The sequence below is a fragment of the Delftia sp. NA_296.1 genome, from assembly GCF_052692095.1.
Genome location: NZ_JBQZGF010000004.1, coordinates 502,268 through 527,869, shown reverse-complemented (window position 1 = coordinate 527,869; position 25,602 = coordinate 502,268). Strand labels below are relative to the sequence as shown.

Here is a 25,602-nt window from a genome sequence, read left to right as displayed (position 1 = left end):
CGGCCTTGATCTGGCGCAAGCGTCTGTCCTTGCAGACCGGGCATGGCTTGAAATTTGCCCTGCCGGTATCAGATAAATCGCAATGACCCTGTTTCAGGAGCGAAAAGAAACACCATGCGAATCGACAAACTGACAACCAAGTTCCAGGAAGCCCTGGCCGACGCGCAAACGCTGGCCCTGGGCGGTGACCAATCCAATATCGAACCCCTGCACCTGCTCGTGGCGCTGCTGCGGCAGGACGATGGTCCGCGCTCGCTCTTGCAGCGCGCCGGCGCCAACGTGGGCCAGTTGCAGGCCGCGGCCGAGAAGGCCCTGGCCGATCTGCCGCGCGTGCAGCACCAGGACCAGGTGCAGGTCGGCTCCGAGCTGGGTCGGCTGCTGCAGGCGACCGAGAAGGAAGCCCTCAAGCGCGGCGACCAGTTCATTGCCAGCGAGCTGTTCCTGCTGGCGCTGACCGACAGCAGCGGATCCTCCACACGCGCAGGCCAACTGCTCAAGGAAAGCGGCGTGACGCGCTCCAGCCTGGAGTCGGCCATCAACGCCGTGCGCGGCGGCCAGACCATGGACAGCGCCGAAGGCGAAGGCCAGCGCGAGGCCCTCAAGAAATACACCATGGACCTGACCGAGCGCGCGCGCATCGGCAAGCTCGATCCGGTGATCGGGCGTGACGACGAAATCCGCCGCTCCATCCAGGTGCTGCAGCGCCGCAGCAAGAACAACCCTGTGCTCATCGGCGAGCCCGGCGTGGGCAAGACCGCCATTGTCGAGGGCCTGGCCCAGCGCATCGTGGCCGGCGAGGTGCCCGAAAGCCTCAAGAACAAGCGCGTGCTGTCGCTGGACATGGCGGGCCTGCTGGCCGGCGCTAAATACCGTGGCGACTTCGAGGAACGCTTGAAGTCCGTGCTCAAGGAAGTGGCGCAGGAAGAGGGCCGCATCATCCTGTTCATCGACGAGATCCACACCATGGTCGGTGCCGGCAAGGCCGACGGTGCCATGGACGCGGGCAACATGCTCAAGCCGGCCCTGGCGCGCGGCGAGCTGCACTGCATCGGCGCGACCACGCTCGATGAATACCGCAAGTACATCGAAAAGGATGCGGCGCTGGAGCGGCGCTTCCAGAAGGTGCTGGTCGAGGAGCCTTCCGTGGAGGACACCATCGCCATCCTGCGCGGACTGCAGGTGCGCTACGAGGCCCACCACGGCGTGGACATCACCGACCCGGCCATCGTGGCTGCGGCCGAGCTGAGCCACCGCTACATCACCGACCGCTTCCTGCCCGACAAGGCCATCGACCTGATCGACGAGGCCGCGGCCAAGATCAAGATCGAGATCGACTCCAAGCCCGAGGTCATGGACAAGCTCGAGCGCCGCATGATCCAGCTCAAGATCGAGCGCGAGGCCATGAAGAAGGAAAAGGACGAGGCCTCGCAAAAGCGCCTGCAACTGATCGAGGAAGAACTCGGCAGCCTGGAGCGCGAGTACGCCGACCTGGAAGAGGTCTGGAAGAGCGAGAAGGCCAGCGCCCAGGGCTCAGAGCAGATCCGCAAGGAGATCGACCAGATCCGCATCCAGATCGAGGAGCTCAAGCGCAAGGGCGACTTCAACAAGGTGGCCGAGCTGCAGTACGGCAAGCTGCCCTCGCTGGAAAAGCAGCTCAACGAAGCCCAGGCCAACGAGCAGGGGCAGGGCGGCGCGCCCGCCCACAGGCTGCTGCGCACCCATGTCGGCGCCGAGGAAATTGCCGAAGTGGTCAGCCGTGCCACCGGCATTCCCGTGGCCAAGATGATGCAGGGCGAGAAGGACAAGCTGCTGCGCATGGAAGACCGGCTGCATGACCGCGTCGTCGGCCAGGACGAGGCCATCTCGGCCGTGGCCAATGCCATTCGCCGCTCGCGCTCGGGCCTGTCCGATCCCAACCGGCCCACCGGCTCCTTCCTGTTCCTGGGCCCCACGGGCGTGGGCAAGACCGAGCTGTGCAAGGCGCTGGCCGGCTTTCTGTTCGACAGCGAAGACCATCTGGTGCGCATCGACATGAGCGAGTTCATGGAAAAGCATTCCGTGGCCCGCCTGATTGGCGCGCCGCCGGGCTACGTGGGCTACGAGGAAGGCGGTTACCTGACCGAGGCCGTGCGCCGCAAGCCCTACAGCGTGCTGCTGCTCGATGAGGTCGAAAAGGCCCATCCCGACGTCTTCAACGTGCTGCTGCAGGTGCTGGACGATGGTCGCCTGACCGATGGCCAGGGCCGCACCGTGGACTTCAAGAACACGGTCATCGTGATGACGAGCAACATAGGCTCTTTGCTGATCCAGGCCATGGTCGGCGAGGATTACGATGATGTGAAAGATGCGGTCTGGGGGGAACTCAAGAACCATTTCCGACCCGAATTCCTCAACCGCATCGACGAAACCGTGGTCTTCCACGCGCTCGACGCGAAGAATATCGAGTCGATCGCAAGGATTCAGCTCAAGCTGCTGGAGCGTCGTTTGGAGAAAATGGACCTTGCGCTGCAGGTGTCCGACCAGGCACTGGCCGAACTGGCCAAGGTGGGCTTCGATCCCGTTTTCGGGGCCCGGCCGCTCAAGCGCGCGATACAGCAGCGGATCGAGAATCCGCTGTCGAAACTGCTGCTCGAAGGGCGCTTCCCGCCCAAGAGCACGATTGCGGTACATGTGGACCCGGTACTGGAGCCGGGCGTATTCCGGTTCGATGCGGCAGACCACGCCTGACGCACCGGGCCAGCCAAGAAAGGCTTTGCTTTGAACGATTTTGTCGCCACCCTGACCCGCTGGGCCGTTCGCATCCTGCTGATGCTTGTGGGCCTGGTCTTCTTTGTCAGCCTGCTGACCGCCGCGGCGCTGCTGGCCCTGGTCTGGGCCGTGAGAGCGCTGTGGGCCAGGCTCACCGGCCAGCCGGTGATGCCCTGGGCCATGCGCATGAGCCCGCGGGCGGGCTGGCAGACCGTGTACCGCTCCGGCTCCGAGTGGATGGCACAGCGTCCGCAGCGCGCCTATGGCGCTGCCGAGGGCGGTGGCCGCCGCGCCGGTGCCGGCGTACTGCCGGGTGCGGGCGAGGTGACCGACGTTCAACCCCGTGAAGTGCGCGAGCCCTGAAGCGTCTTGCTGCAGCCTTTACGCGGCCTGCGCATCTTCGTGCCCAGGCCGCGCGTGGCGGCCCGTATAGTCTGAAACCCTCGGGAGCCCGTGCAAGGCTCCCTTTTTTTTCTGCCGCTGCATGCCAACATGTGCCGCGACGCATCATTGGAATGCGGCGCATGCAAGTGTCTTCTTACCATTGAGCCTATGACCCAGCTGGATCTCCACCGCGTCTTCGACCTTCAGTACCAGGCCAGCCGGGCGCAGGTGGACGTGCCCCTGCTGGTGCGCCGCGAACGCCTGCTGCGCATGCAAAAGCTGCTGGACGAACACGGCCCCGTGCTGGCCGCCGCCGTGCAGGCCGACTTCGGCATGCGCTCGCCACGGCTGACCGAGATGGTGGAGCTGTTCGTGCTGCGCAACCTGCTCAAGCACACGCTGCGCCATCTGGCGCGCTGGTCGGGGCGCCAGCGGGTGCGAACGCCGCTGATGCTCATGCCCGGCCGGGGCTGGATAGAGCGCCAGCCGCTGGGCGTGGTGGGGGTGATTTCCCCGTGGAACTATCCGGTGCAGCTGGCGCTGGGGCCGGCCATCACGGCCCTGGCGGCGGGCAACCGCGTCATGCTCAAGCCCAGCGAACTCACGCCGCACACCTCGGCCCAGCTGGCGGCGCTGGTGGGGCAGTTTTTCGCGCCCGAGGAATTCGCCGTCATCGAAGGCGATGTGAGCATTGCCACGCAGTTCTCGGGCCTGCACTTCGACCATCTGCTGTTCACCGGCTCGACTGCCGTGGGCCGTCGCGTGGCGCAGGCGGCGGCGGCGCACCTGACGCCGACGACGCTGGAGCTCGGTGGCAAGTCGCCTTGCATCATCTCCACCGACTGCGACCTGAAGGAGGCCGCGCTCAAGATCGCGCATGGCAAGCTCGTCAACGCGGGCCAGACCTGCATCGCCCCCGACTACGTGCTGCTGCCGCGCGGGCAGGAGGCGGAGTTTGCCGAGGCCTTCCGCACCGCGGCACGGCGGCTGTTCCCGCGCTTTGCCGGCAATCCGGACTATGCGGCCATCCTCACCAAGCGCCACCTGGCGCGCCTGCGGCAGATGCTGCGCCAGGCCCAGGGCATGGGGGCGCATGTCGAATGGATGGAGGACGGCGGAGCCGGCCAGGAGAGCGCCGACATGGCCTGGGGCGATGCCGTGGAGCGCCAGATGGCGCCGGCCCTGGTCTTCAATGCCACCAGCCAGATGCAGCTCATGCAGGAGGAGATCTTCGGCCCCATCCTGCCCGTGATCAGCTACGACAGGCTGGATGACGTGGTCTCGGCCATCAATGCGGGGCCCAGGCCGCTGGCGCTGTACTGGTTCGGCCGCGATGAGAAAGTGCGTGATGCCGTGCTGTCACGCACCATCAGCGGCGGGGTGACGGTCAACGACACCCTGCTGCACTTCGCCCACGAGAACCTGCCCTTCGGCGGCGTGGGCGACAGCGGCTGGGGTGCCTACCATTCGGAGCAGGGCTTTGCACGGCTGAGCCATCAGAAGGCGGTGTTTGTGCAGTCGCGCTGGTCGGGGGCTTCGATGCTGTATCCGCCCTATGGCGCAAGGTTCGACCGCATCATGGAGTTGATGCGCCGCTGGCTGTGAGCGAGGGGGTGATTTCTCGCCGTTGCCGGGCTTGCCTGCATCGTGAGAAATTGTCAACTGACTCCTTGCCAAGCCTTGTGTCGCGTGCACCAGCTGCTCTTTTTTGGAGAGCACATAGCACATCCCAATGCCGAGGGCAAGAAAACGAGCACAGCCGTACTTGCGTGCATGGCTAAGAGCCGCAACGCACGCAAAAAGCGCGATTCCTGTGAAAATCACGCCCTTCTATTTTCACCTGTTTTCGTTTCGGTTTTTCCATGTCTAGTATCCAGGTTCGTCCAGCCACTCTCCGCGATGCAAAAGCGATTGCCCAGATCCATACTGCTTCCGCCATGGAGGCTTATCGCGGTCTGGTTCCCGATGACCAGCTCAAGAGCATGTCGTCGGTAGAAAAACGCCAGGCCTATTGGCGCGAAGCCATCGAATTTTGCGAACCCCAGGTTCAGGTCGCCATCGACGGCGACAAGATCGTCGGCTTCGTCGGTTTCGACCGCTCGCGCGATGAGAAGTCGCGCCAGACCACCGGTGAAATTTGGGCCATCTATGCCGCTCCCACGCACTGGAATCAGGGTGTGGGCGTGGCCCTGTGGGACGCCGCACGCGACGGCCTGCTCGAAGAAGGCTGCACCAATGTCACCTCGTGGGTGCCGCTGCGCAATGAACGCGCGCTGCGCTTTCATGAGCTCGCCGGCTTCAAGCGCGAAATGTCCACCGCCAAGACGGCCCAGGTTGGCGCTCTCAAGATCGAGGAAGTGCGGCTCAAGCGCGCACTGAACTGATCGATTCGCCAAACCATCCACCCATCACTCACGGAGCAGCAGGCCTTGTCCTCTTCCCAGAACTGGTCCCTGCTGCAGTGGCAGGAGCACGAGGCCACCCAGGTTGCCCTGTGGCGCGCGGACAGCACCATGACCGCACCGCGCCGCATCGTCATCGCTGATGACAGCCTGGCCGCCGACAGTGCCTACCGCCTGGCCTGCGAAGGCCAGGCCATGCTGTGGCGCGGCGATTTCCAGAATGCCCGGCAGTTGCTGTCGGCCCTGGGCCGCCGCCTCGACAAGCCCGCACGTGAGACTTCCGCCAAGGCGCGCCAGCGCCGCGCCGGCAAGGAAGACGCCAAGCCGGTCTTTCCCCACGCCTTCCACCTGCACCGCCAGGCACTGGCGCAGCGTGCGCGCATCCTGTCCAGCGTGATGATCGAGCTCGATACCCGCTGGCACTGCGCCCTGCGCCGCGCACCGGACTGGAGCGAAGCCTGTCGCGAAGCCTGGGGCGAGATTCCCGCCGACCAGGGTGCGCACAGCGTGATCGTTCCCCTGCGTGAACTGCTGGGTGCCCTGGGCGCACATGAGTGGCGCAAGAAGGGCGTGGCCCTGGCCGTGCCGGGCATGCCGGAGTTCAGCATTCACCCGCACTACGGCGTGTTCTCCCCGGTGCGCGGCGAGTACCTGGATCTGGTGGCCCAGGCGCCCCTGCCCGCCGTGGCCCAGCAGGCCGACGCCGCCGTCTGGGATATCGGCACGGGCACGGGTGTGCTTTCCGCCCTCTTGCTGCACCGTGGCGTGCGGCAGGTGGTGGCCACCGACCTGAGCGACCGGGCACTGGCCTGCGCGCAGGACAACCTGCAGCGGCTGGGTCTGGCGCAGCGCGTGAGCCTGCGCAAGGCCGACCTGTTCCCTGAAGGCCGGGCCGCCTTGGTGGTCTGCAATCCACCGTGGCTGCCGGGCAAGGCCAGCTCCTTGCTGGAGCAGGCCGTCTATGACGAAGGCAGCCGCATGCTGCGCGGTTTTGTCGAGGGCCTTGCTGCACATCTGCTGCCGGGCGGCGAAGGCTGGCTGATCCTGTCGGATCTGGCCGAGCACCTGCAGTTGCGCTCGCGCGAGGAACTGCTGGGCTGGATCGATGCCGCAGGCCTGCAGGTCCTGGGCCGCGAGGACATCCGCCCGCGCCATGGAAAGGCTGCGGACTCCACCGATCCGCTGCACGCGGCACGCGCCGCCGAACTCACCTCGCTGTGGCGCCTGGCGCCGCGCTGATCGCGCGCGCGTCCACCCTTCGTTTCGTCTAGACGCCCTGTGCCGTCGCTGCCTCCTGGGGCAGCAGATGCCGCAGGCGCTCGCGCAGGGCATCGGCGCGCTCGTCGCCCGCATGTTCCTGCACGGTCTGCAGCAGCTGCAGGGCGGCGGCCTGCAGTGCCTCAAGATCGCGCGCCTCGCGCAGCAGATGGCGCAGCACCTGGGCCTTGTCCTCATGGCGGTTGGCGAACATGCGCTCGCACATATCGAACAGGTACATGCGTGTGCCGGCAAGATTCAGCGTGGCAGCGGGGCCGGGCGGGCTGGATTCCTTCGCAGCGGCCGGTGCCAAGGAGGGGGCCTGAGCACGAGCCGGGGGTGATGATTCGGCGGCTTGGCCAGCCAGGCGCTGCAGGTGGCCGCTGGCGATCAGTTGCTCGATCAGTTCGCCGGCCTGTGCGCCCAGGACCTGCTGCAACTGCTCCTCGGTGCGGCCATCGGCCATCAGCAGCACCGAGCGCTCGCGCAGCGGCAGGCTGCGGCGGCCGGGCTGCAGCTCTTCAAGGGCCTTGGCGGTTTTTTGCAGCAGCATGGTGGGGGCAGGGAGTCCGACAAGCCCCGATTGCACGTTACATGAATGACCGTGGCGTGAAGAAGCCATGACAACTGGCCCGCCCCGATGTTCTGCGGCAAGCGCACAATCGCCTGCCATCGCATGGGCGGGCGCTGATCTGCAGGGGCTGGCGGCCGATGCCGGTCGCAGAAATATTGTTTGATCTGTAACAGGAAGACGGGGCGCAGGCCTCGCGACATAGGTGATGAGACTGTTGCTGGCGCCCATGGAGGGCTTGCTTGATTTCGTGCTGCGCGATGTGCTCACGCGCGTGGGCGGCGCAGACCGCTGTGTCTCGGAGTTCATCCGCGTCACGGGGACCGTGCTGCCCGACAAGGTGTTTCTGCGCACCATGCCGGAGCTCAACAACGGCAGCCGGACGCTGGCCGGTGTGCCCGTGCGTGCGCAGCTGCTGGGCTCGGACCCGGACAGCATGGCGGCCAATGCGGCCAATCTGGCGCGCCTGGGTCCGGAGGGAATCGATCTGAACTTCGGCTGCCCCGCCAAGGTGGTCAACCGCCATGGCGGCGGTGCTGCGCTGCTGCAGGACCCTGAGCAGATCGCGCGCGTGGTGGGGGCCGTGCGTGCTGCCGTGCCGGCGGCCATGCCTGTGTCGGCCAAGATGCGCCTGGGTTTCAACGACACTACCCTGATGACCGAATGCGCCCAGGCCATGCAGGCCGGTGGCGCCTGCGAGATCGTCGTCCACGCCCGCACCAAGCTCGACGGCTACCGTCCGCCTGCCTACTGGGACATGATCCCGCGCATCTGCGAGTCCGTGACCGTGCCCGTGGTGGCCAATGGCGAGATCTGGACGGTGGAGGATGCGCTGCGCTGCCGCGAGCAATCGGGCTGCGGCGATCTGATGCTGGGCCGGGGGATCGTTGCCGACCCAGGCCTGGCGCTGGCCATTCGCGCCGCCGTGGAAGGCGGGCAGATGTCAGCAGAGCATGTTGAAGCACAGGTGTTCTGGAGCGATCTGGTGCCGCAGGTCCAGCGTTTCTGGGACATGGTTTGCGAGGATCTGGAGCCGCGCCAGCGCGCAGGCCGCCTCAAGCAATGGCTGAACCTGCTGCGCCGCCGCTTTCCCGAAGCCGAGCAGGCTTATCAGGAAGTGCGCACGCAGACTGACCAGCGCGAGATCACGCTGTGGGTGCAAGCGCTGGCGCGGCGCCAGGAATGGGCCGGGCTTTAGCGCGATCGGCCGGTCACAGCAGATGGTCGGGCGCCAGCGGGCCAATGAGCTTGAGCATCAGGCGCAGACCCCAGCTGGCATCGGGCTCGCTGTGCTCGTCACCGCGCTCACTGTCTTCCGAAGCCCTCCACACCAGCTCGCCATCCTTGTCGAGCTCAACGCGCCAGCTGCCATCCTGCAGGCCCTCGTCGATGCTTTGCGTGGCCAGGCGGCCGAACTCGCGGCTGGCGATGAGCAGGGCAATCTCAGTGTTCTGCAACTGGGAGCGCAGATCCAGGTTCATCGAGCCGACTGCCACCAGATGCCCGTCCACCACCAGGAGCTTGGAGTGCAGCATCGCACGTGAGGCGCCTGTCGAGCCGGAAGGACCGCCACCGCCCGTGCTGCCCGCGCCGAACGCAGAGCGGACGCTGGCCGCCGTGCTGCGCATCTCGTAGAGTTCAACGCCCATCTCCAGCAGCGCCTTGCGGTGGCGCGCGTAGCCGGCATGGGCCAAAGGTGCATCGTTGGAGGCCAGCGAATTGGTCAGGATGCGCACGCGCACTCCGCGTTGTCGCGCGCCACGAAACGCCTCCATCATGTCCGGGCCCGGCACGAAATAGGGCGAGACCACCAGCAAATCGCGCCGGGTCTTGCGCACCAGGGCCAGCAGGCCATCGACCACCGAATCGGCCTCCAGCACCGGACGCGCCGCCTGGCGCAGGGCTCCAGCCGACTGGCCCATGGGCAGCGTGCCGGCAGGCTTGGCCTGCGGGCTGTTCGGCGCGGGGCTGGCCTGTGCAGACGCATCCGTGCCAGCGCTTGTGATGGAGCCTGGGCCGTCATCCCTGTCCAGCGGAATTTTGGCGGGCTCATCCACCAGCACGGCGGCCGATGCCCACGTCCAGCGAGCCTTTCGCAGATCCATGGGCTGCTGGTCCCAGATGATCCGGCGCTGCTCGGCCGTCTGGTCATCTGCCTTTGCCTCCTTCGGGGGAACGGCAGGCGTGGGGTCCTCCTCCTGCGCCTGGTCATCATCGCCCGCAAAGCGCTCGCGCAACTGCTTGAGTTCCTTGAGGCTGATCAGCGACTGGACGGGATAGGCGCGCTGGTTGTTCCAGTAGCTGTCGAAGCTGCGCGACAGGTCGTTGACCACCGGCCCCGCCGCCAGCACGTCGAGGTCCACGAAATTGCTGGCGCTGTCCGCATCGAAATATGCATCGCCCAGATTGCGCCCCCCGATCACACCCATGGCGTTGTCGGCGATGAACAACTTGTTATGCATGCGCTGCTGGGCGCGCTGGAAATCGGTCAGCAAGGTATAGGCACGGCCCAGCGCCGAGCTGCGCGCGCCCGCCAGGGGGTTGAACATGCGCATCTCGATACCCGGCACAAAGGCCAGGCGCATGACCTGCGCATTCGCGCCCGTGCTGTGGAAATCGTCCAGCAGCACGCGCACGCGCACGCCACGCCGGGCTGCCTCAACCACGCCGCGCAGCAGGCGCTGCGTGCTCTCGTCAGCATGGATGGCGTAGTACTGCAGGTCCAGCGTCTGCTGCGCTCCCTCGACCAGTGCCAGCCTGGCGCCATAGGCTGCCTGGGCACCGGACAGGAGGGTAAAGGAGGAGGTTTGAGGCTTGACGCTGGCAGGCCGCAATTGCTGAACCAAAGACCCCAATGGCGTGCTTTGCGGGGCTTCCAACGCTGCAGTGACGGGGCGATCGACCTGGGAGGGCAAGCTGCTTGCGCAGCCGCAGACCACGGCGGACACCAGCAGGACAAGCGTGGTCCGCAGGCCTCGAAACAGGCTGGTGGGTGGAAGGGGCTGTAAGTTGCGAGCGCCGGACATGATTCGGAGATTTGGCCCAAGGATCGGTCAATCGGGTGTCGGACGGCTGCGCCAGCCGGTGGTCCAGGAAGCCGCTGTTCGCGTCAGAAGCTGGCGCGGTCCACAACGCGGGCCACAACGCGCAGATCTGGCCCGATGCGTTGCACATCATGCAGTGCCAATGCAAGGGCCTCGGACAGCGCGTCCAGCGGCCCGAAACTGGCGATGCCCATGCCACCCGTCCCCAGCAGCTTGGGGGCCAGGTACAGCAGCAGTTCATCGACCAGCCCCTCGCGTACCAGCGAGCCATTGAGCTTGAAGCCGGCTTCCACATGCAACTCGTTCGTGCCGCGCGCCGCCAGGTCACGCAGCATGGCGCACAGGTCCACCTTGCCGTGCGCGTTGGGCACGGGAATGACGGTCGCGCCCAGGTCCTGCAGTGCACTGGTTTTCGATGCATCCCGGCTGCTGGTGTAGATCAGACAGCCGGCCGGGGCCTGGAGTACCCGGGCGGTGAGCGGCATGTCCAGCCGGCTGTCCACAACAGCGATGCGCGGCTGGCGCGGCGTAGCCACATCCCGCACGTTCAGGCGCGGGTCATCTTCCAGCACCGTGCCTATGCCCGTCAGTATGGTGCATGCCCTCGCTCGCCAGGCATGGCCATCAGCGCGAGCCTCTGGCGACGTGATCCATTGGCTGGTGCCGTTGTGCAACGCGGTTGCTCCGTCAAGGGAACTGGCCGCCTTCATGCGCACCCACGGTATGCCGCGCAGCATGCGGCTGAAGAAGCCGATGTTCAGCTCCCGGGACTCGTCTGCACCCGGCCCCACCACCACATCCACGCCTGCCGCGCGCAGGCGCGCGAAGCCTTGGCCGGCGACCTGGGGATTGGGGTCCGTCAGTGCGCCTACCACCTTGGCAACGCCAGCGGCGATCAGGGCATCGCAGCAGGGACCCGTACGGCCCTGGTGCGAGCAAGGCTCCAGCGTCACATAGGCGGTGGCTCCGCGCACATCCTCGCCTCGGGCCACGGCATCGCGCAGTGCCATCACTTCGGCATGTGGGCCGCCAGCCTGCTGAGTGAACCCTTGGCCGACGACTCTGCCATCAGGTGCCACCAGTACGCAGCCCACGCGCGGATTGGGGGAGGAAAGAAAAAGCGCCTGGGCGGCGAGCCCAAGCGCTTGGTGCATGTGTTGGTCGGAATCTGGCATGACCCGCATGGTAAGGCAAACCATCCGACTGGGTTACTTGCCCCAGCAATCAGGGTTGAATCCTGTCTCTGACGAGGTTTTTCCATTTGCGCCACGCAATCCCGTGTTGGTCAGAGTGTAGTTTCCGCACTTGTCGTTTGATTGAGACCCCTTGGGAGTCGCCGTCAACGTGAATGTGCTTCCGTTGGTAGAGGTCAGGGAGATGTCGTATCGCTTGGATGGAGTTGTCGCGAGCGAAGTGGGAAATGCCGCAGTCAGGGGATAGGTTCCTGTGGCGGTGGATGCCCGTTCAAGCCACTGAGCTGCTTGCAGAAGGCCAGCCCTGGCCTCTGCGCGATATCCGCGACGAACGTACTCGGAGTAACTGGGTATCGCGATGGCGCCAAGGATTCCCATGACTGCGACCACGATCATCAGTTCGATCAAAGTGAAGCCAAGATTTTTGTTTTTCATGATTTCATGCGGAGATAACTAAAAAGCGGGCCAGAGTCATTTGAGCTGGCGCCAGCTGGGGCGCAAGGATTCTTCCGGCATGGGTGCAAGGGCTTCCTTGTTATTCTTAGCGTCAATATCAAGAATCTTATTCTTTTGCGTGATTAGATTGTGTGCTCCCTTGCTTACCTTTGCGCGTGAAACAGCCTCGTCAGCACTGTTGTAGTATCCATCTTTGTTCTTGTCCACGATCTGAATGGTTGGCCGTTTTCCATCCATGATATTGATGAGTGTGCGGTATTGGCGCTCTTCGTCTACAGAAGAGGATTCGCAGCTTTCTATGCTGACGTCCACATTTGAGCCCTTTGCCGGAACTTGTGAATACATGACCAAAATATTGCTGCCATCATAGAATTCCAGAGGCTTTAGCAGGCGCTCTCCAATGGCTGGCATGTCTATATACCAGCCATTAAAATCCTTCCAGGTGTCAATTTTCAGATCGTCTGTGGCGTTGACGGTTGCGAAATCTCCATTGCCTAGTTCTTGAAAGGCTTGTTGTGCCAACTTGGCATTTGTTACACCTATTCCTCGGGCTTTTGGCGTAGGGATGCAATCTGATCCTCGCTCGCAGGATGCATCACCCGGATGGACTTCAATCAGCGTTTTGTTCTCGTTGGCAAAACGATAGCGTGTTTCGTCCAACACGGAATACAGTGTCTGTACTTGAATGCTGTTGGGGTCATCCTTCGTGACGTTGCGACCGGTGCCGAAGGCTACCATCATCCCGCCCACTGGCAGAGTTTTGATCTTGGTACCAGTGCCAGTAGTCATTTTGCGATCATTGGACCGTACGGTGGGCGCAATCGTTATAGGTTGAACATTGGTGCGGGATGATGAATTCAACGCCGTCGGGCCCCTTGCCGTGAAGAGGGGGTGGCCACTGAGAGCTACCTGCCATTTGCTGCTGGTGTCGCTGGTGATGTCAAACTTCCAGAGGTTGCCAAGATTATCGCCGGCATAAACGATGTCTGGTCGACCATCGCCATTGATATCAACCAAGCTTGGAGCTGCCAACCCATTGTCTGCCGCTACACCAGTGCCTGCTGTGTCGGTAGTGACCGGGATGCGTAGCAGTTCCTGGGCTCCATCCAGGTACTGAATCAGCAGAACTGGACGTTGATTGGAACTATTGTATCCATTGCCCATGACTACGGCCCAGCGGTTATTGTTCATCAACGTGATCTGCGTCGTGCGCATGGGATCGTTTTCATCAAGCACTGGCCGAGAAGTAATGTGCCCGATGTCCATGTCTTCCGTTGCCGCGGCATTGCATGCCGCTTTTTCAGCAGTGCTCATACCGTCCAGCGTACATGTGAGGGTTTCCAATGAATCACGTGTGCGATCCAGCCTGACTAGTTGTTGTGCATTGGCTTCCGAGAAACCAGGTGTTCCTCCTGAGGTATTGGTGCTCGCCGGGTTGGTAACGTCCAGCACAAAGTAGCCTTTTCCTCCGGCGCCCAAGGTTCCAACAAGCATGGTTCGCCAGTAGGAGTTGGCGCCCGTACCGAGTAAGATGTCTCCCGTCATGGGGGAACCATCTACAAAATATCTGTGTGTGCTATTGAACTCAGGGTTGGATAGTTGCTTTATGGATGGAATAATTCCTCTGGGGATATAGGCTATTTTTTCAGTGCCATCCACGGCAGAGAAGCCGTGCAGCATTCCATCATTTCCACCTACGTAAATCATGGCGGCGCGCGTGCTGCCACTCACAAAATCGAGATATCCTGGAAAGGAGTAATTGCTGGAAGGCTTTGCGGTGTACCAGACAACTGAGTTGATGATGTCACCCTGGCGGCTCTTTCGTTCCCGGAAAGGTTTTGATGTGGTATAGCCGTCGGAATCTGACCCCTCCAGGCGGCGATCGCCTCGGATGTAGTTGATGATGTTCTGAGTGTTGGTTGAAACCTTCACCGCCGAATCGGTAGGATTCAAGCCCAGTAGAGATTTCTGAAATGTGCTCAGGTTGGAGTCATCGGTGGACCATTTGAATGGAACACCACCTTTGTATTTCGTGGTTTCCCATTTGTCGCTCCAGGTCAAAATAAGGCGTGTATTGAGATCTGTTATGGAATCCAATTTGTCCGCCGTATTCGTGCCCTCCCAGCTCTTGGCTGCTACCGTCGTTCCGTCCTTTTGCACAGTTTCAGCGGTGACGAAGCCTTTCCAGAAATTCTGGGGCTCATATGCGCCTGTAAACTTGCCAACGTCATTGCGCGATGCGTTGGATCCACTGGTGGCTGTGGAGGTCAGATCGGGTTCAGTCTGCGTATTGATCTGCCCGAAGATCTCGCGGAAGGCCTTTTCGAGGTCCTCGCCTTTTTCCACGGCGTAGAAGCGGCCTCGGCCATTGAGGGCCGCGTGCCAGAGATCCAGGGCATTGCGTGTTTCGGTGCTGGAGGTCAGGTTAGGCCAAGTGACAGTGCCATTGGCCAAACTTGGGAAGCTCCCGTCATAGCCAAATGGCACCATCTGAGATGGCGCTGTAATGCTGGCATAGTTCCAGTTAAAGGCCATCCTGCTGAAGCCGATGGTGTAAGTCACCATGTGTGGCCAGGTGGCAGGGTTGTAGCGTGGGTTCCAGTAGCGATCGAGTGTGGTGGACGTGCTGCCTGAGTTGAAGGTTTCAGTGGACGGAGCCTTGCGGTAGTCAGCGGTAGGCTGCATGGTTCCTGTCAAGCCTGCGGTCTGCATCGGGGTCGCCCAGCTATAGAAGGCCCAATCTGCCAGGGTCGTACCGCCTGACGTATCGCGGTAGAGCGCCGACTTTTGCCTGTCAGCTGTCGTGCTGCCTCCGTACACCATCTTGTCGTTCAAAACAAGGTTGCTGGCGTTGTCCCGTCGAGTGCTGTCTGGAACGCTGGTTGCCGTGCCGTTCCAGCGTCCATCGGTCATCATGATGTGGTAGTTGCGTCGGCAGGCAAGGTAGGGGGCTCCCGTGTTACCCGGGTCGCTGGCCCATGGGCTGTCCTTGCTAAGCTTGCGCCGCATGTAGCTATCAGCTTGGCTGAACATGAGATGCGACGGCGTGCCATTGTTAGGATCCAGATTATTGATGAAGGAAATGAAATTCGATCGATGCGTGTTTTCCAGCGGACGCATCGAATTCGTATTCATCTGCGCACTGTCCACGCTGCTAGCGCCGGGAGAGCCTCCGTTATTCCACATGGCCTGCCAAGCAACTCGAATCTTTCTATCAGGTAACAATGTGGTATCTCTTAAAATACCGCCGACTCCTTTTGTTCCGATGAGGGCGTATTTCAGAACATTGACGCGGCGGCTGTTCATTGGCCATGTGCCATCCGTATTGGGGGTGGTCTGGTTGCTCACCCCACTAGCGTTTTCGGCATCCAGGCGAAAGTCCATGCTTCCGGAGTCATCAATAGAAATGATGACGTTGGGTGCGACATAAGGCTCTTTAGTGCCTGGCGGCGATTGTGCCAGGTCCAGAGCCCATGCGCCTTGCGGTAACGCTGCAGCAACTGCCAAGGAAAGCAGGGTACGGGGGGAAAGATGTGGGATTATCTGGGGCGTACGTTTCATGGCTGCTTCTCTGATATTCATGCCGGGCATGTTGGATAGTTTGGCGAATGCAGTTGATGAGTCAGGGGCCTAGTCCTTGCGTTTTTGCTGCGCGTAGGTTTGCTGCAGAACGACCATGGTATTGGGCTTGCGGCCATAAGCCAGTGTGGTGATGCGGTACACAATATTGGGCTTGAGGTTGAGTGCCAGAAAGTTTTTGGGATTGTCGGTAATGAGACCCATATTTTTTGTGTCCAGATAAGGAAGCACTTCGATCCAGTACCATCCTCCACGATTGGCGGCACTGGTGTCGGCAAGTATGGGGTTAGCGGGCTTGCTAGTTGACCCCAGGGAGGCTCCTGTGTACTGGCCGTATCGCGCGCCGACCCCTGCCTTTGCCATTTGCGCCAGTGTCAGGCCCAGTTTTTCGTCGCTGTTGTTCCAGAAATCTTGTTTGCCATCGCGCTTGCTGCAAAGGCCTTGGCTGCACATTGACGCCACACTTGATAGTAAAGGGGCAATTTCCTGGGTTTCGAGCGGAATCTTTGCTGCAGTGGTCTTTCGGCATACATCGGCTTCACCAATGCATGATGTACCGTCGGAATTTTCGCCGCGAATGTCCAATTCCGCATCCTGTAATAGTGCCTGGGCGGCTTCATAGGCGCGCTGATAATCAGCATCATTGCCAACCACCATCTCATTGAAAATGGAGGTGCGTGTGGCCCAGAGCGCCAACAGCATGGAAAGCATGACGAATATGATGACAACGAACAGTGCTACGCCACGCTGCTGTTGAAAGGCGCTGCGGCAAGTCTTGCGGAGCATTGCAGATTTTTTCATGATTTCAGAGTACAGAACCGACAAGGCCCTGGCTACGCAGCTGGAAGACGTTGCGATAGGCAATGTGCATGCGGCGAGCCCGTTGTCCTGTGAGCTTGGTCATATCCACGGCTTTGCCATCGCAGTCAACATACGTGCTTCCGGATGGCACATCAATGGGTTCGTTTCCATAGACAACCAGGCAGACTTCCACTGCCTGCACCATGGCCCATTGTTGCGCATTCCATTTTTCTGTATCAGCCGCAGCGACATACTGTATAAGAGGGTTGCCCGGAGTTTTATTGTTCTGAGCCAGATAGCGGATCTGAAAATTACTCACATTCTGTGCTAAGGTTTGCGCGTTGTCTCCATTGCCACTGCATTGAAGTTGATTGCCGTTAAGTTGGAAAACATTGTCTATTCGCGCGTCTGAGCTGTCGTTGTCTGGCCCTCCTAGGCAGTTGCGCGCCAAAGCTTGCTCGGCTGCATGCGTGTAAACGGGCTCCTTGTAGCGACGATAGCCAATTGAAAGTGTGACAGGCGAAGCAGTACCTTGAATTGTATCGGTTGAGGGATCGAAGTTCATGCCGGAGCCGCCTTCTGCCGTTGTTTCAAAGGCAACCCCTCTCGCGTATGCATACCCTGTTTTTAGATTGCCGGGATCGAGGTTCAGATACAGGGAGCCGGCTTGACGCATTTGAAGGCCGATGATCCGCATAACATAGGCAGACTGCTGCTGGATACCGCTGGCATCGCTTACTGTTCCTGAAACACTGCGGGACACCATCAGCGCGGCCATGGATACGGCGATGACAAGCAGCCCGATGGCAATGCCCACCATCAACTCGATCAATGTGAATCCCTGTTGTAATGTTGGCAAGCTCCGCATATGACCTTGGTATCGGCTTCTTGATGCCGGCAAAGTTCGAAATTTGGTGCGTTGAGGCATATTCAGGATCCTGGGCAGAAGTATTGAGGCGTCAGACTGCCGCTTCCGAAATAGGGGGCGCACCGGGCGGGCAGAGGTATGTATTGAAGATGACAGGTGTAGCCGCTCGGGCATGAATTTGCTGTGTCGGTTCCGCTGCCTGCACTCAGCGTGCCATCGGTGGCACGAACCTTTGTCGCATCAATATTGTCCTTGTAGGCTTTTTTGTTGTCGTCATCGCTGTCGGATAGATCCCGCTCGTTCTCGCGCCAGGCGATCATCACGCCAATCTGACGGCGGTTGGCATCCGCCGATTCACCGGGTGCAAGAAAGATATTGGCCTGCCCCAAGGGAAGATCGTCTTTGACGGCTTGTTTCCAGATGCCAAGGTCGTAGGCTGCCAGACCCGCACGGTCGCATGGAGCGGTTGCGCAGTCGCCAGGCGACGGTGTGGTGCCGAAGTTGGAGACATAAGCACTGAAGCCTGCCAATGCATTGGGATTCACCTTCAGGCGCTCACTGAGATCCTCTATCAGTCGTATGGCTTGTCCACGTCGAACCGTGGTCTGGGTATCTGTCAGGGTTCGCATCTGGGTACCCAAGATGCCCAGGATGCCCAACGCCGCCACGACAATGGCAACCAGGGATTCAATCAGCGTAAGGCCTCGCTGACGGCGAAAAGGGGTGGCGTGTGATTGGTGCATGGTGTATTGATTGGAGCGGCTCAAGAGCATGATTCGCTGCCCTTCAACCTCGTGATTCGCCCGCCTGTACCCGTGCAAAGCCGGACTGAGCTGGTGTCGCTGGAAGCCTTGCCCTGAGACGTAATCAGAAAGTCCATGGCGCTGGCAGTCCCACCATCGTGAGAAAGCATGCCCCAACGGTCCACTGTGATGGACCCAGTGCTGTTGCTCAGAGTAACTTGAATGCGACTGGGGGATGAGGTCTGTTGCAGTACGGTACTGCCGGTCAGTACCTGCCACCCGCAGCCCCACTGAGTATTGCCCGTCGCATTGGTGCAGCCGTTGCCGTTGGCCGTTTTGGTGATGGCGATGTTGCCGCCGCGCTTAATAGCTTCCGAGCGTGCAAAGTAGATCGTTGCCTGAAGGTCCTCAGCAATCTGGCGTACACGCCAGCGTTCCATCAAAGGAGTGAAACTGGGAGCAGCAAGGGAGGTAAGTATTGCCAGGACGGCAATCACCACCAGAAGTTCAAGAGTGGTAAATCCCCTGAAGCCCTGGGCGGGTGTCGTGTGGGGGGGGGACAGCCTTTGTGGAAGCAATGCGAGCATGCGCGAATGCTAGGCATCGCATGTCCTGGCTGGGAATGTAACCGGATGAACGGAGTTGGCCGATGGATGAGTGGCCAATGCGCGATCCGTAGTGACTTGCCCCTAGCGCCCCCAGCACTCCACTGCAGTGGTATTCACACCCAGGCCGAGCGCATCGCGCTCGCCCGTATGGGTCAGTGTGAAATCGCCGCATCGGTCGTTGAGCTGGGAGCCACGGCGCGTGGCAATCAGGGTGTAAGTGTCGGCGTCTTGGCCGCTGGTTGCCAAAAAGTCGATGGTGTAGCGCTTGCTGGAGTCGCGGGCCCAGGTCAGATCGACGGGGAGCGTGGTGGGGTAGACCCCGTTGGCCGTGGCTGCGCGCTCCAGCCATTGCTGGGCCTGCAGCAGGCCGGCGCGGGCATCGGCACGGTGGACTCCGCGAATGTATTCGTTGTAGCTGGGCACGGCGACGGTGCCGAGGATGACTATGACGGCTACGACGATCATGAGTTCTATGAGTGTGAAGCCCGGGGGAGGAGGGTGGCGCATTGTGCGGCTCATTTCATTTGGCGCCAGCTGGGGCGCAGGGATTGCTCGGGCATGCGGGCGATGACGTTGCGGCGGCCATCGGTGTCGTAGCCAATGGCGTGATGGCCTTTGTTGAGCAATGTCTGGGATCCCCCGGAGACGGTTGCGCGCGAGGCTTCCTGATCCGCCGTGTCGTAGACGCCGTCGCCGTTGCTGTCCATCAATGGAACACTGGGCCGCTTGCCATCCATGATGTTCATGAGCGTCAGAAATTGGCTTTCCTCGCTCACATTGCAGGCGTCAGCGGGACGGTTTATGGCTTCACCAGGACGCTTGGAGGATCTTGCGGGTATCTGGCTGTAGATCGCGAGGAGGTTGCTGCCGTCGTAGAAGCTCATCGGCTTGAGCAGGCGCTCGCCTGACAGGGGAAGGTCCATGTACCAGCCTTTGTGCCGCGTCCAGTCGAGGTCGGTGGTGGAGTCCACTCGCCAGGTGCCACGGCCTACGATCCCTTGCGTCTGGGGGTTCACCGAGCGTTTGGCCAGCTCACCGATGCCGGATACAGGGGCTGGACGCTCCCCTGTAGGCAGCTTGCACTCAGAGTCCGGGTCACCCGTGCAAGGCTGTACCCGGCCGTCCGCGAGCAGCTTGTAGCGGGTGTTGTCGAGGATGGAATAGATGCTCTGCACCGCCGTAATGCCAGTGTCCTGCTGGTTGATGTTGCGTCCTGTGCCGAATGCCACCAGCATGCCGCCCACAGTCACGCGTTCATCGCTTCCTTTGGGTTCTGTGGTGACGCTGTACCGGTCATTGGCTCGCACGGACGCAGGGGCGGTAATAGGCTGGCGCAGCGCGGGAGAGGCCGTTGGCGAACTGCCACCCATGGCGGTGTACAGCGGCCGGCCGTCGAAGGCCACGCTCCAAGCGGAGGAGGCATCGCTGGCGATGATGAATTTCCACAGATTGCCCTGGAGGTCGCCCGCATAGACCACGTCGGGCCGGCCATCGCCATTGATGTCAACGAGGCGTGGTGCGGAGAGCCCATTGCTGGTGGTCTCTGGTGTGGTGCCGGTGGGGATGTCGCCTGTGGCCACGATGCGCAGCAGCTCCTGGTTGCCATCGAGGTACTGGATCAGCAGCACGGGTCGCTGGTTGATGCTGTGGTAGCCGTTGCCCGTCACCAGAGCCCAGCGGTTGTTGTTCAACTGCGTGATCTGGATGCTGCGTTGCGGGTTGGCATCGTCCCGCACGGGGGCTGCAAGGATATGGCCCAGGTCCTTGTCTTGCTGGCAAGTGGTGCGCTGCCAGAGGTCGGCGGAGATGGCGCAGTCACCGGGATCGCTGTTGCGGGTCTGGGTGCGGTCCAGCAGGACCAGCGTGCCGGCGCCGTGTTCGTTGAAAGCCTCTGGGTGCGTGATGTCCAGCACAAAGTAGCCTTTGGCACCGGCGCCCGGCATGCCTGCCAGCACGGTGCGCCACTGCGGGGATGCATGGCTGCCTGAGTTGATGTCGCCGCTCATGGCAGAGCCATCCACGAAGTAGCGATGCCGGGTGTCGTAATCGAGGTCGGAAAGGCGTGCCAGCCCCGAAATCACGCCACGGGGGATGTAGGCGATCTTCTCGCTGCCGTCAGTGGCAGAAAAGCCGTGCAGCATGCCGTCGTTGCCGCCCACGTAAATCATGGGCTGGCGCTTCTGCTGGGCGAGCGTATAGGCTGCGTAGCCCGGCAAAGGCGAGTTGTCCACGGGGCGGCCGGTGTGCCAGATCTGGGAGTTGACGATATCGCCCTGGCGCGAGCCGCGTTGGCGAAAAGGGTGGGCCGGGTCAGGGCGCGGCGGTTGTCCCGCAGCTTCCATGCGGCGGTCGCCGCGTATGAAGTTGAACCTGTGCTTGCCCAGTTTGTCTGCCCTGCCTTCGGCATCGACGCTGAAAGAGGCCTTCTGTGGGCGGTCCAGCTCATGCCATTGGAAAGACACGCCCCTTTGCAGTCTGTCACTCCAGGTGAGGATCAGGCGCTCATTGAGTACCTGTTGATCACTGAGTGCATCCAGGTGGTCAGCCGTGCTTTTGCCTTGCCAGCCGGCTGCTGCGGTGATGCTCCCGTCGGCTTGGACCGTTTCTGCGTTGATCCAGCCGCTCCAGGCAGCTTTGGCGCTGTAGCGTGCCGTGAATATGTCCACGCCTGCTTGTGCAATCACGCTGCCGTTGGAAGTGGCGGAGCTGCTGCGGCCCTTGGCATTGGCTGGCTGGCCTGTCGGGCAGTCTTCAATGGGCGTGGCAAATTCTTTGTCTTCTCTTTGCGCCGGGGAAACTGGCGTGCCTGCCTCAGAGAAACGTTGGGCTTGGCTGTTTTGCGCGGCCAGGAGTGCGGCGATCACGGCTGGCAGCAGGAGGGGGCGGAACCCAGGGTGGAAGAGATAAGGCATGTCAGACGTTCTGAATCAGTCGCGGCGCTTCTGGCGGACATAGGTCTGTTGCAGCACCACCTGGGTGCCGCTCTTGCGGCCGTGAGCGATGGCTGTGATGCGATAGATCACCTGGGGCTGCATGTAGAGGGCCAGACGTGGAGAGTCGTTGTCGATGAGACCTGAGTTCCCTGCGTTGGCGTCATAGGGCAGGATCTCTATCCAGTACCACCCCCCCTTTCCTGTCTCACGGTTTGCCAGGATGGGATTGCTCTTGCCTTCAGAAATGGCGCCCGTGAACTGGCCATAGCGTGCGGCTACATCGGGGGCGGTCATCTGGCTCAGCGTGATCCCTTTGGTGTCGTCCACGTTGTTCCAGAAGTCCTGAGGCCCTGTGCGCTTGGTGCACAGGGCGTCTCGGCAGCTTGTGGGGGTGGCTCGGTTCAGGTTGGCCAGCAGCAGACCTACCTGCTGGGTTTCCTGGGGAAACTGGGTGATGGTTGCAGCGTTGCGGCAGACGGATGGACGGATGCTGTTGGCGATGCAGGCGGCGCCGTTGGCCTGTTCGCCTCGAATGTCCAGTTCGGCATCCTGCAGCAATGCCTGTGCAGCTTCGAGGGCGCGTTGGTAGTCGGCATCGTTGCCCACGAACATTTCGTTGAACAGGGCGCTGCGCGATGCCCAAAGTGCCAGCAGCATGGAAAGCATGACCAGGGTGATCACGATGAACAGTGCGACGCCTTTCTGGCGCTGCGCGGCACAGGTGTGGGCATGCCGCATGCCTGCTGCTTTGGCGGTCATCCAGCCATCCCCTGGCTGCGCAACTGATACACGCTGCGAAAGACCATGTGCAGGCGCCGGGTCCTGGGCGCCGGCAGCGTGGTCATGTCGATGGATTCGGCTGTGCCGTCACTGCTTGCGCAATCGGTGTAGCGGCTGTCGGCGGGCATGTTGATGACTTCGATCCCGAAAAGCACCAGACAGACCTCGGCGGCAACGACGCGTGACCAGTCCTGGCCCACGGCGGCTGCGTTGACGTACTGCAGGCGTGCATCACCTTTCGGCGACTGGATCAGATAGCGCACCTGGAAGTTGGCGACGTTCTGGGCCAGTGGCTGGGCTCCTGCAGAGGGTGCTCCGGTGCAGCGCAGGGTGTTTTTGCGGGCGTCCAGCGCAAAGCGGCTCAGGATCAGGTTGTGGCTGTTGGCCTGGCCCAGGCAATTGCGCTGCAGTGAAGTTTCGATGGCCGAGCCGTGCAGCGGTTGCGTGTAGTTGCTGTAGCCCACGGTGAGCTTGTATTGAGCGCGGCCTGGCGCATCAAGGCCCAGGATGGTGTCGTGCGCAGGGTTGAAATCTTGTGCGCTCGCCTCGAATGCAACGGGGTCCGCCACGTCAACGGTGTCTGTTCCCTGTTTTGCAGACGAGAGAAGCAGCCGAAGAGACCCCGCCTGCCGGATCTGCCGGCCCATGACCCGGAAGATGTGGGATGCCTGCTGCTGCAGATGGCTGGCATCGCTGACGGTGCCGGAGACGGCGCGTGATGCCATGAGTGCGCCCAGGGCCACACCGATGATCAACAGTCCCAGGAGAAGGCCCACCAGCAGTTCGACCAAGCTCAAGCCCCGTTGACCAGGCTGCACCAGCGTTGCGGCGGCGATGTGGGTGTGCTTCATGGGCTTGCGCAGAAGAGCTGGACTGCGTTGTTGGCAAGATATGGCGCGCAACGAGCGCTGAGCGCTATGTACTGCAGGTGGCAGGTTCTGCCGGTGGGGCAGGCCATGGCTTCGTCGCCGTGTGTGCCATCGCTATGGAGTCCGATGGGTTTTTTGTAGCCGGCTTTGCTGGATTTCTCGTTTTCACGCCAGCTGATCACGATGCCCAGGTGCCGCCCGTTGCTGGTGTCGTCTTTTGCAGGGAAGACCTTGGCTGCTCCGCCTGGCAGCAGTTGGTGCACGGAAGCCTTCCACAGCGCGAGGTTGTAGCTGGCCAGCGTTTCCGGGTCGCATGGTGTGGCGCTGCAGTCGGCGGTGGATTCAGGGGTGTGATCCCAATCGGATTCGTAATTGCCCATCTGCCCGAGGGAATTGGGATTGGCGTGGGTGCGCTCGCTGAAGTCTTCGATCAGCCGGATGGCCTGAGCGCGGCGTACGCCGCTTTGGGTGTCGGCCAGGGTGCGCATCTGCAGGCTCAGGATTCCTAGAACACCCAAGGCCGTGACGACGGTGGCAACCAGGGTTTCGATCAGGGTGAAGCCATTGGCGTGCCGAGCTTGGGTGCTTGTCAGGCGCATGGAATGCCCTCCCGGCCGACCACCCGGATACGTCCGCCGGACGAAACGCAGATGCCTTTTGCTGCAGCGGAGACGAGGCCGGCGGAAGACGGGGCGACGGCGAAGCCCATGGCAGTGAATCCACCCATTTGCCCCCACTGGTCCACACTGATGATGGCGGCGGATCTGGAGCGGATGACAAGGGTGCGAGCGGGAGTGTCGAAGCGCTGCAGTTCTTCCCGGGGATCCCAGCGCTTGTTGCCATTGCGGTCAACGAACACCACCCAGCCGCAGCCCCAGTCCGCGTGACGTGCAGCCAGAGTGCAGCCGTTGGTGCCTTGGGGCAGTTTCTGGATGAAGACGCCGCCCCCGCGCCGGACGGCTTCGGAGCGCGCGTATTGCAGCGTCGACTGCAGGCCCTCCACGGTCTGGCGAACGCGCCATCGCTCGATGATGAGGTGGAAGCTGGGTGCTGCCAGCGTGGTGAGCACGGCGAGGATGGCGACGACCACCATCAGCTCGATGGCCGTGAAGCCTTTTGCGCCCGGGTGGGCCTGAGGCCAGGTCGATGACATGTCTTGAATCCCTCCCCGTCGATCTGCTTGCGAAGCGCTGGTTGTCCTTGCGCGCCGCTCAATCTATTGGGGTTGTTCGTACATGTCTTTCAGACAAATCTGTTTCTGCCCTCAACAATTAGGAGTCGTGCCGTTGGTGCAGGGTCATCCGGCATGACGATGCGTCAAAAAATCCAATGGTGACAAGGTATTGCCGGCTTTGCCGCTATCGGACTCCGGGGTAGGACTGTTTTTTTGTTGGGGGAACGCTCAACGCTGCTGTCTGCCGGGTGGCGGCCGGGTATATCCGGCGCATGCCCCGGCGTTGTGCCGGCCCTGGCATTCGCGGTACAGCCGCCTGTCGCGTTGTTCGGGCGATTCCTCGGAGCTGCTGCGGTGGGTTGGAACGCGGACCCGCTGTCCGACCTTTTTACGCTTGGCGCCTTGCGCAGCCGATGTGTCGGAGCGGTGAGGGCTCGCCTGGGCCGGCAGGGCCAGGCAAAGGGCCGCGACCAGGCAGAGCAGGGTGGATTGCTGCCGATGTGCGCGCCAGGTTGCAGCAGTGAATGAAAAACGCGTTGCCATGGTGTTGCCCTCCCGTGATCTATGAATGTCTGCAGGCTTTGCGGCATTCTGGGCGGGCTGTCGGCCGGCGCGGTGTGGGGTCACAAAGCATGTGTGGATGCTGGACAGGGCGCGCTTGTTATAATCCCAGGGTTTTGCATGGTGCAAGACGCACGTCGGGGCCTTTCCAGTCCCGGCGCAAGTAACCAAGGCTGCCTCCCTGCTTTTGTCTGTGAGGGGCCAATTTCAAAGGAAAAAAATGATCGCATCTTCCGTTAAGGCTGAAGTCGTCAAGTCCAACGCACGCTCTGCCAACGATACTGGCAGCCCAGAAGTGCAAGTGGCTCTGCTGACCGCACGCATCAACGAGCTGACCCCTCACTTCAAGCAACACGCCAAGGACCACCACGGTCGTCGCGGCCTGCTGCGCATGGTGAGCCGTCGTCGCAAGCTGCTGGACTACCTCAAGTCCAAGGACGCTGATCGCTACACCGCACTGATCGCCAAGCTGGGCCTGCGCAAGTAAGCACGGTGGGAGATCAAAACGCCTGAGTTAGCCTGTCTAGCTCAGGCGTTTTTTACTTCGGAGAATGCAAGACAGAGCGAAGCTGTGTCATTCCAATGCTGCTGATTTGATAGCAGTGAATCCAGCACTGGAATGGCATCGTGT

Annotated in this window: 22 protein-coding genes; 7 read left to right on the top strand and 15 right to left on the bottom strand. The window is 61.7% G+C overall.

Annotation, left to right across the window (positions count from 1 at the left end; translation table 11 throughout):
* Positions 1–114 precede the first annotated feature (114 nt).
* From clpB to ACUTR7_RS13265, 5 genes are all read left to right on the top strand, one after another.
* A complete protein-coding gene (gene clpB / locus ACUTR7_RS13285; protein WP_445608997.1) occupies positions 115–2,727 on the top strand; it encodes an ATP-dependent chaperone ClpB in 2,613 nt (870 codons plus the stop codon).
* A 30-nt stretch (positions 2,728–2,757) separates the two neighbouring features.
* Positions 2,758–3,111 carry a hypothetical protein gene (locus ACUTR7_RS13280; protein ID WP_012207005.1) on the top strand — a complete coding sequence of 118 codons (354 nt, stop codon included), beginning with the start codon at positions 2,758–2,760 and terminating at the stop codon, positions 3,109–3,111.
* A 129-nt stretch (positions 3,112–3,240) separates the two neighbouring features.
* Positions 3,241–4,737 (top strand): coniferyl aldehyde dehydrogenase, encoded by a 1,497-nt coding sequence (locus tag ACUTR7_RS13275; RefSeq protein WP_080736955.1) that lies wholly within the window; start codon positions 3,241–3,243, stop codon positions 4,735–4,737.
* A 257-nt stretch (positions 4,738–4,994) separates the two neighbouring features.
* Positions 4,995–5,516, top strand: a complete 522-nt coding sequence (locus tag ACUTR7_RS13270; protein ID WP_012207003.1) for a GNAT family N-acetyltransferase — start codon at positions 4,995–4,997, stop codon at positions 5,514–5,516.
* Positions 5,517–5,561: 45 nt separating this feature from the next.
* A complete protein-coding gene (locus ACUTR7_RS13265) occupies positions 5,562–6,773 on the top strand; it encodes a methyltransferase (RefSeq protein ID WP_065347070.1) in 1,212 nt (403 codons plus the stop codon).
* A 28-nt stretch (positions 6,774–6,801) separates the two neighbouring features.
* Here the strand turns inward: ACUTR7_RS13265 and ACUTR7_RS13260 are convergent, their stop codons facing one another.
* Complete coding sequence (locus ACUTR7_RS13260) at positions 6,802–7,344, bottom strand: hypothetical protein (protein ID WP_445608996.1); 543 nt, start codon at positions 7,342–7,344, stop codon at positions 6,802–6,804.
* A 226-nt stretch (positions 7,345–7,570) separates the two neighbouring features.
* Between ACUTR7_RS13260 and ACUTR7_RS13255 the strand changes: the two genes are divergently transcribed.
* Entirely contained in the window at positions 7,571–8,560 is a 990-nt protein-coding gene (locus tag ACUTR7_RS13255) for a tRNA dihydrouridine synthase (protein WP_269198409.1), read from the top strand.
* Positions 8,561–8,573: 13 nt separating this feature from the next.
* Here ACUTR7_RS13255 and ACUTR7_RS13250 read toward each other — a convergent pair whose 3' ends face one another.
* The 14 genes from ACUTR7_RS13250 to ACUTR7_RS13185 form a co-directional block, all read right to left on the bottom strand.
* Positions 8,574–10,388: a phospholipase D family protein gene (locus ACUTR7_RS13250; protein ID WP_445608995.1), complete on the bottom strand. Its 1,815-nt coding sequence runs from the start codon at positions 10,386–10,388 to the stop codon at positions 8,574–8,576.
* Between the two features lie 83 nt (positions 10,389–10,471).
* Positions 10,472–11,590: a bifunctional diaminohydroxyphosphoribosylaminopyrimidine deaminase/5-amino-6-(5-phosphoribosylamino)uracil reductase RibD gene (ribD, locus tag ACUTR7_RS13245; protein ID WP_445608994.1), complete on the bottom strand. Its 1,119-nt coding sequence runs from the start codon at positions 11,588–11,590 to the stop codon at positions 10,472–10,474.
* Between the two features lie 24 nt (positions 11,591–11,614).
* Positions 11,615–12,034: a type IV pilin protein gene (locus ACUTR7_RS13240; RefSeq protein WP_353174827.1), complete on the bottom strand. Its 420-nt coding sequence runs from the start codon at positions 12,032–12,034 to the stop codon at positions 11,615–11,617.
* Between the two features lie 36 nt (positions 12,035–12,070).
* Entirely contained in the window at positions 12,071–15,616 is a 3,546-nt protein-coding gene (locus ACUTR7_RS13235; protein ID WP_445608993.1) for a pilus assembly protein, read from the bottom strand.
* A 69-nt stretch (positions 15,617–15,685) separates the two neighbouring features.
* Positions 15,686–16,435 carry a pilus assembly PilX family protein gene (locus ACUTR7_RS13230; RefSeq protein WP_353174825.1) on the bottom strand — a complete coding sequence of 250 codons (750 nt, stop codon included), beginning with the start codon at positions 16,433–16,435 and terminating at the stop codon, positions 15,686–15,688.
* Between the two features lie 4 nt (positions 16,436–16,439).
* Complete coding sequence (locus tag ACUTR7_RS13225; protein ID WP_353175037.1) at positions 16,440–17,303, bottom strand: PilW family protein; 864 nt, start codon at positions 17,301–17,303, stop codon at positions 16,440–16,442.
* Between the two features lie 62 nt (positions 17,304–17,365).
* Complete coding sequence (gene pilV, locus ACUTR7_RS13220; protein WP_445609028.1) at positions 17,366–18,046, bottom strand: type IV pilus modification protein PilV; 681 nt, start codon at positions 18,044–18,046, stop codon at positions 17,366–17,368.
* 20 nt (positions 18,047–18,066) lie between these two features.
* On the bottom strand, positions 18,067–18,633 hold the full coding sequence (locus ACUTR7_RS13215; RefSeq protein ID WP_445608992.1) for a GspH/FimT family pseudopilin: 567 nt from the start codon (positions 18,631–18,633) through the stop codon (positions 18,067–18,069).
* A 102-nt stretch (positions 18,634–18,735) separates the two neighbouring features.
* A complete protein-coding gene (locus ACUTR7_RS13210; RefSeq protein WP_445608991.1) occupies positions 18,736–19,161 on the bottom strand; it encodes a type IV pilin protein in 426 nt (141 codons plus the stop codon).
* Between the two features lie 8 nt (positions 19,162–19,169).
* Positions 19,170–21,566 (bottom strand): pilus assembly protein, encoded by a 2,397-nt coding sequence (locus ACUTR7_RS13205; protein ID WP_445608990.1) that lies wholly within the window; start codon positions 21,564–21,566, stop codon positions 19,170–19,172.
* A 15-nt stretch (positions 21,567–21,581) separates the two neighbouring features.
* On the bottom strand, positions 21,582–22,346 hold the full coding sequence (locus tag ACUTR7_RS13200; protein WP_445608989.1) for a pilus assembly PilX family protein: 765 nt from the start codon (positions 22,344–22,346) through the stop codon (positions 21,582–21,584).
* Positions 22,343–23,218: a PilW family protein gene (locus tag ACUTR7_RS13195; protein ID WP_445608988.1), complete on the bottom strand. Its 876-nt coding sequence runs from the start codon at positions 23,216–23,218 to the stop codon at positions 22,343–22,345. Before ACUTR7_RS13195 ends, ACUTR7_RS13200 begins: the two co-directional genes overlap by 4 nt.
* Positions 23,215–23,835, bottom strand: a complete 621-nt coding sequence (gene pilV, locus ACUTR7_RS13190; protein ID WP_445608987.1) for a type IV pilus modification protein PilV — start codon at positions 23,833–23,835, stop codon at positions 23,215–23,217. The genes ACUTR7_RS13195 and pilV (ACUTR7_RS13190) overlap by 4 nt, the downstream gene beginning before the upstream one ends.
* A complete protein-coding gene (locus ACUTR7_RS13185; protein ID WP_445608986.1) occupies positions 23,826–24,389 on the bottom strand; it encodes a GspH/FimT family pseudopilin in 564 nt (187 codons plus the stop codon). Before ACUTR7_RS13185 ends, pilV (ACUTR7_RS13190) begins: the two co-directional genes overlap by 10 nt.
* An 802-nt stretch (positions 24,390–25,191) precedes the next feature.
* Here ACUTR7_RS13185 and rpsO point away from each other — a divergent pair.
* The gene (gene rpsO, locus ACUTR7_RS13180) at positions 25,192–25,458 is read left to right on the top strand and encodes a 30S ribosomal protein S15 (RefSeq protein WP_012206984.1); all 267 of its coding nucleotides are present in this window, start codon (positions 25,192–25,194) and stop codon (positions 25,456–25,458) included.
* Positions 25,459–25,602: the final 144 nt, after the last annotated feature.

Excerpts from the sequence above, each read along its gene's own strand:
- ACUTR7_RS13210 (WP_445608991.1), bottom strand. The coding sequence starts at position 19,161 with ATGCGCCACCCTCCTCCCCCGGGCTTCACACTCATAGAACTCATGATC.
- ACUTR7_RS13270 (WP_012207003.1), top strand. The coding sequence starts at position 4,995 with ATGTCTAGTATCCAGGTTCGTCCAGCCACTCTCCGCGATGCAAAAGCG.
- ACUTR7_RS13205 (WP_445608990.1), bottom strand. The coding sequence starts at position 21,566 with ATGCCTTATCTCTTCCACCCTGGGTTCCGCCCCCTCCTGCTGCCAGCC.
- ribD (WP_445608994.1), bottom strand. The coding sequence starts at position 11,590 with ATGCGGGTCATGCCAGATTCCGACCAACACATGCACCAAGCGCTTGGG.
- ACUTR7_RS13230 (WP_353174825.1), bottom strand. The coding sequence starts at position 16,435 with ATGAAAAAATCTGCAATGCTCCGCAAGACTTGCCGCAGCGCCTTTCAA.
- ACUTR7_RS13240 (WP_353174827.1), bottom strand. The coding sequence starts at position 12,034 with ATGAAAAACAAAAATCTTGGCTTCACTTTGATCGAACTGATGATCGTG.
- ACUTR7_RS13250 (WP_445608995.1), bottom strand. The coding sequence starts at position 10,388 with ATGTCCGGCGCTCGCAACTTACAGCCCCTTCCACCCACCAGCCTGTTT.
- ACUTR7_RS13185 (WP_445608986.1), bottom strand. The coding sequence starts at position 24,389 with ATGTCATCGACCTGGCCTCAGGCCCACCCGGGCGCAAAAGGCTTCACG.
- ACUTR7_RS13195 (WP_445608988.1), bottom strand. The coding sequence starts at position 23,218 with ATGAAGCACACCCACATCGCCGCCGCAACGCTGGTGCAGCCTGGTCAA.
- pilV (WP_445609028.1), bottom strand. The coding sequence starts at position 18,046 with ATGCACCAATCACACGCCACCCCTTTTCGCCGTCAGCGAGGCCTTACG.
- ACUTR7_RS13275 (WP_080736955.1), top strand. The coding sequence starts at position 3,241 with ATGTGCCGCGACGCATCATTGGAATGCGGCGCATGCAAGTGTCTTCTT.
- pilV (WP_445608987.1), bottom strand. The coding sequence starts at position 23,835 with ATGCGCCTGACAAGCACCCAAGCTCGGCACGCCAATGGCTTCACCCTG.
- ACUTR7_RS13200 (WP_445608989.1), bottom strand. The coding sequence starts at position 22,346 with ATGACCGCCAAAGCAGCAGGCATGCGGCATGCCCACACCTGTGCCGCG.
- rpsO (WP_012206984.1), top strand. The coding sequence starts at position 25,192 with ATGATCGCATCTTCCGTTAAGGCTGAAGTCGTCAAGTCCAACGCACGC.
- ACUTR7_RS13225 (WP_353175037.1), bottom strand. The coding sequence starts at position 17,303 with ATGCGGAGCTTGCCAACATTACAACAGGGATTCACATTGATCGAGTTG.
- ACUTR7_RS13235 (WP_445608993.1), bottom strand. The coding sequence starts at position 15,616 with ATGAAACGTACGCCCCAGATAATCCCACATCTTTCCCCCCGTACCCTG.
- ACUTR7_RS13260 (WP_445608996.1), bottom strand. The coding sequence starts at position 7,344 with ATGCTGCTGCAAAAAACCGCCAAGGCCCTTGAAGAGCTGCAGCCCGGC.
- clpB (WP_445608997.1), top strand. The coding sequence starts at position 115 with ATGCGAATCGACAAACTGACAACCAAGTTCCAGGAAGCCCTGGCCGAC.
- ACUTR7_RS13215 (WP_445608992.1), bottom strand. The coding sequence starts at position 18,633 with ATGCTCGCATTGCTTCCACAAAGGCTGTCCCCCCCCCACACGACACCC.
- ACUTR7_RS13255 (WP_269198409.1), top strand. The coding sequence starts at position 7,571 with ATGAGACTGTTGCTGGCGCCCATGGAGGGCTTGCTTGATTTCGTGCTG.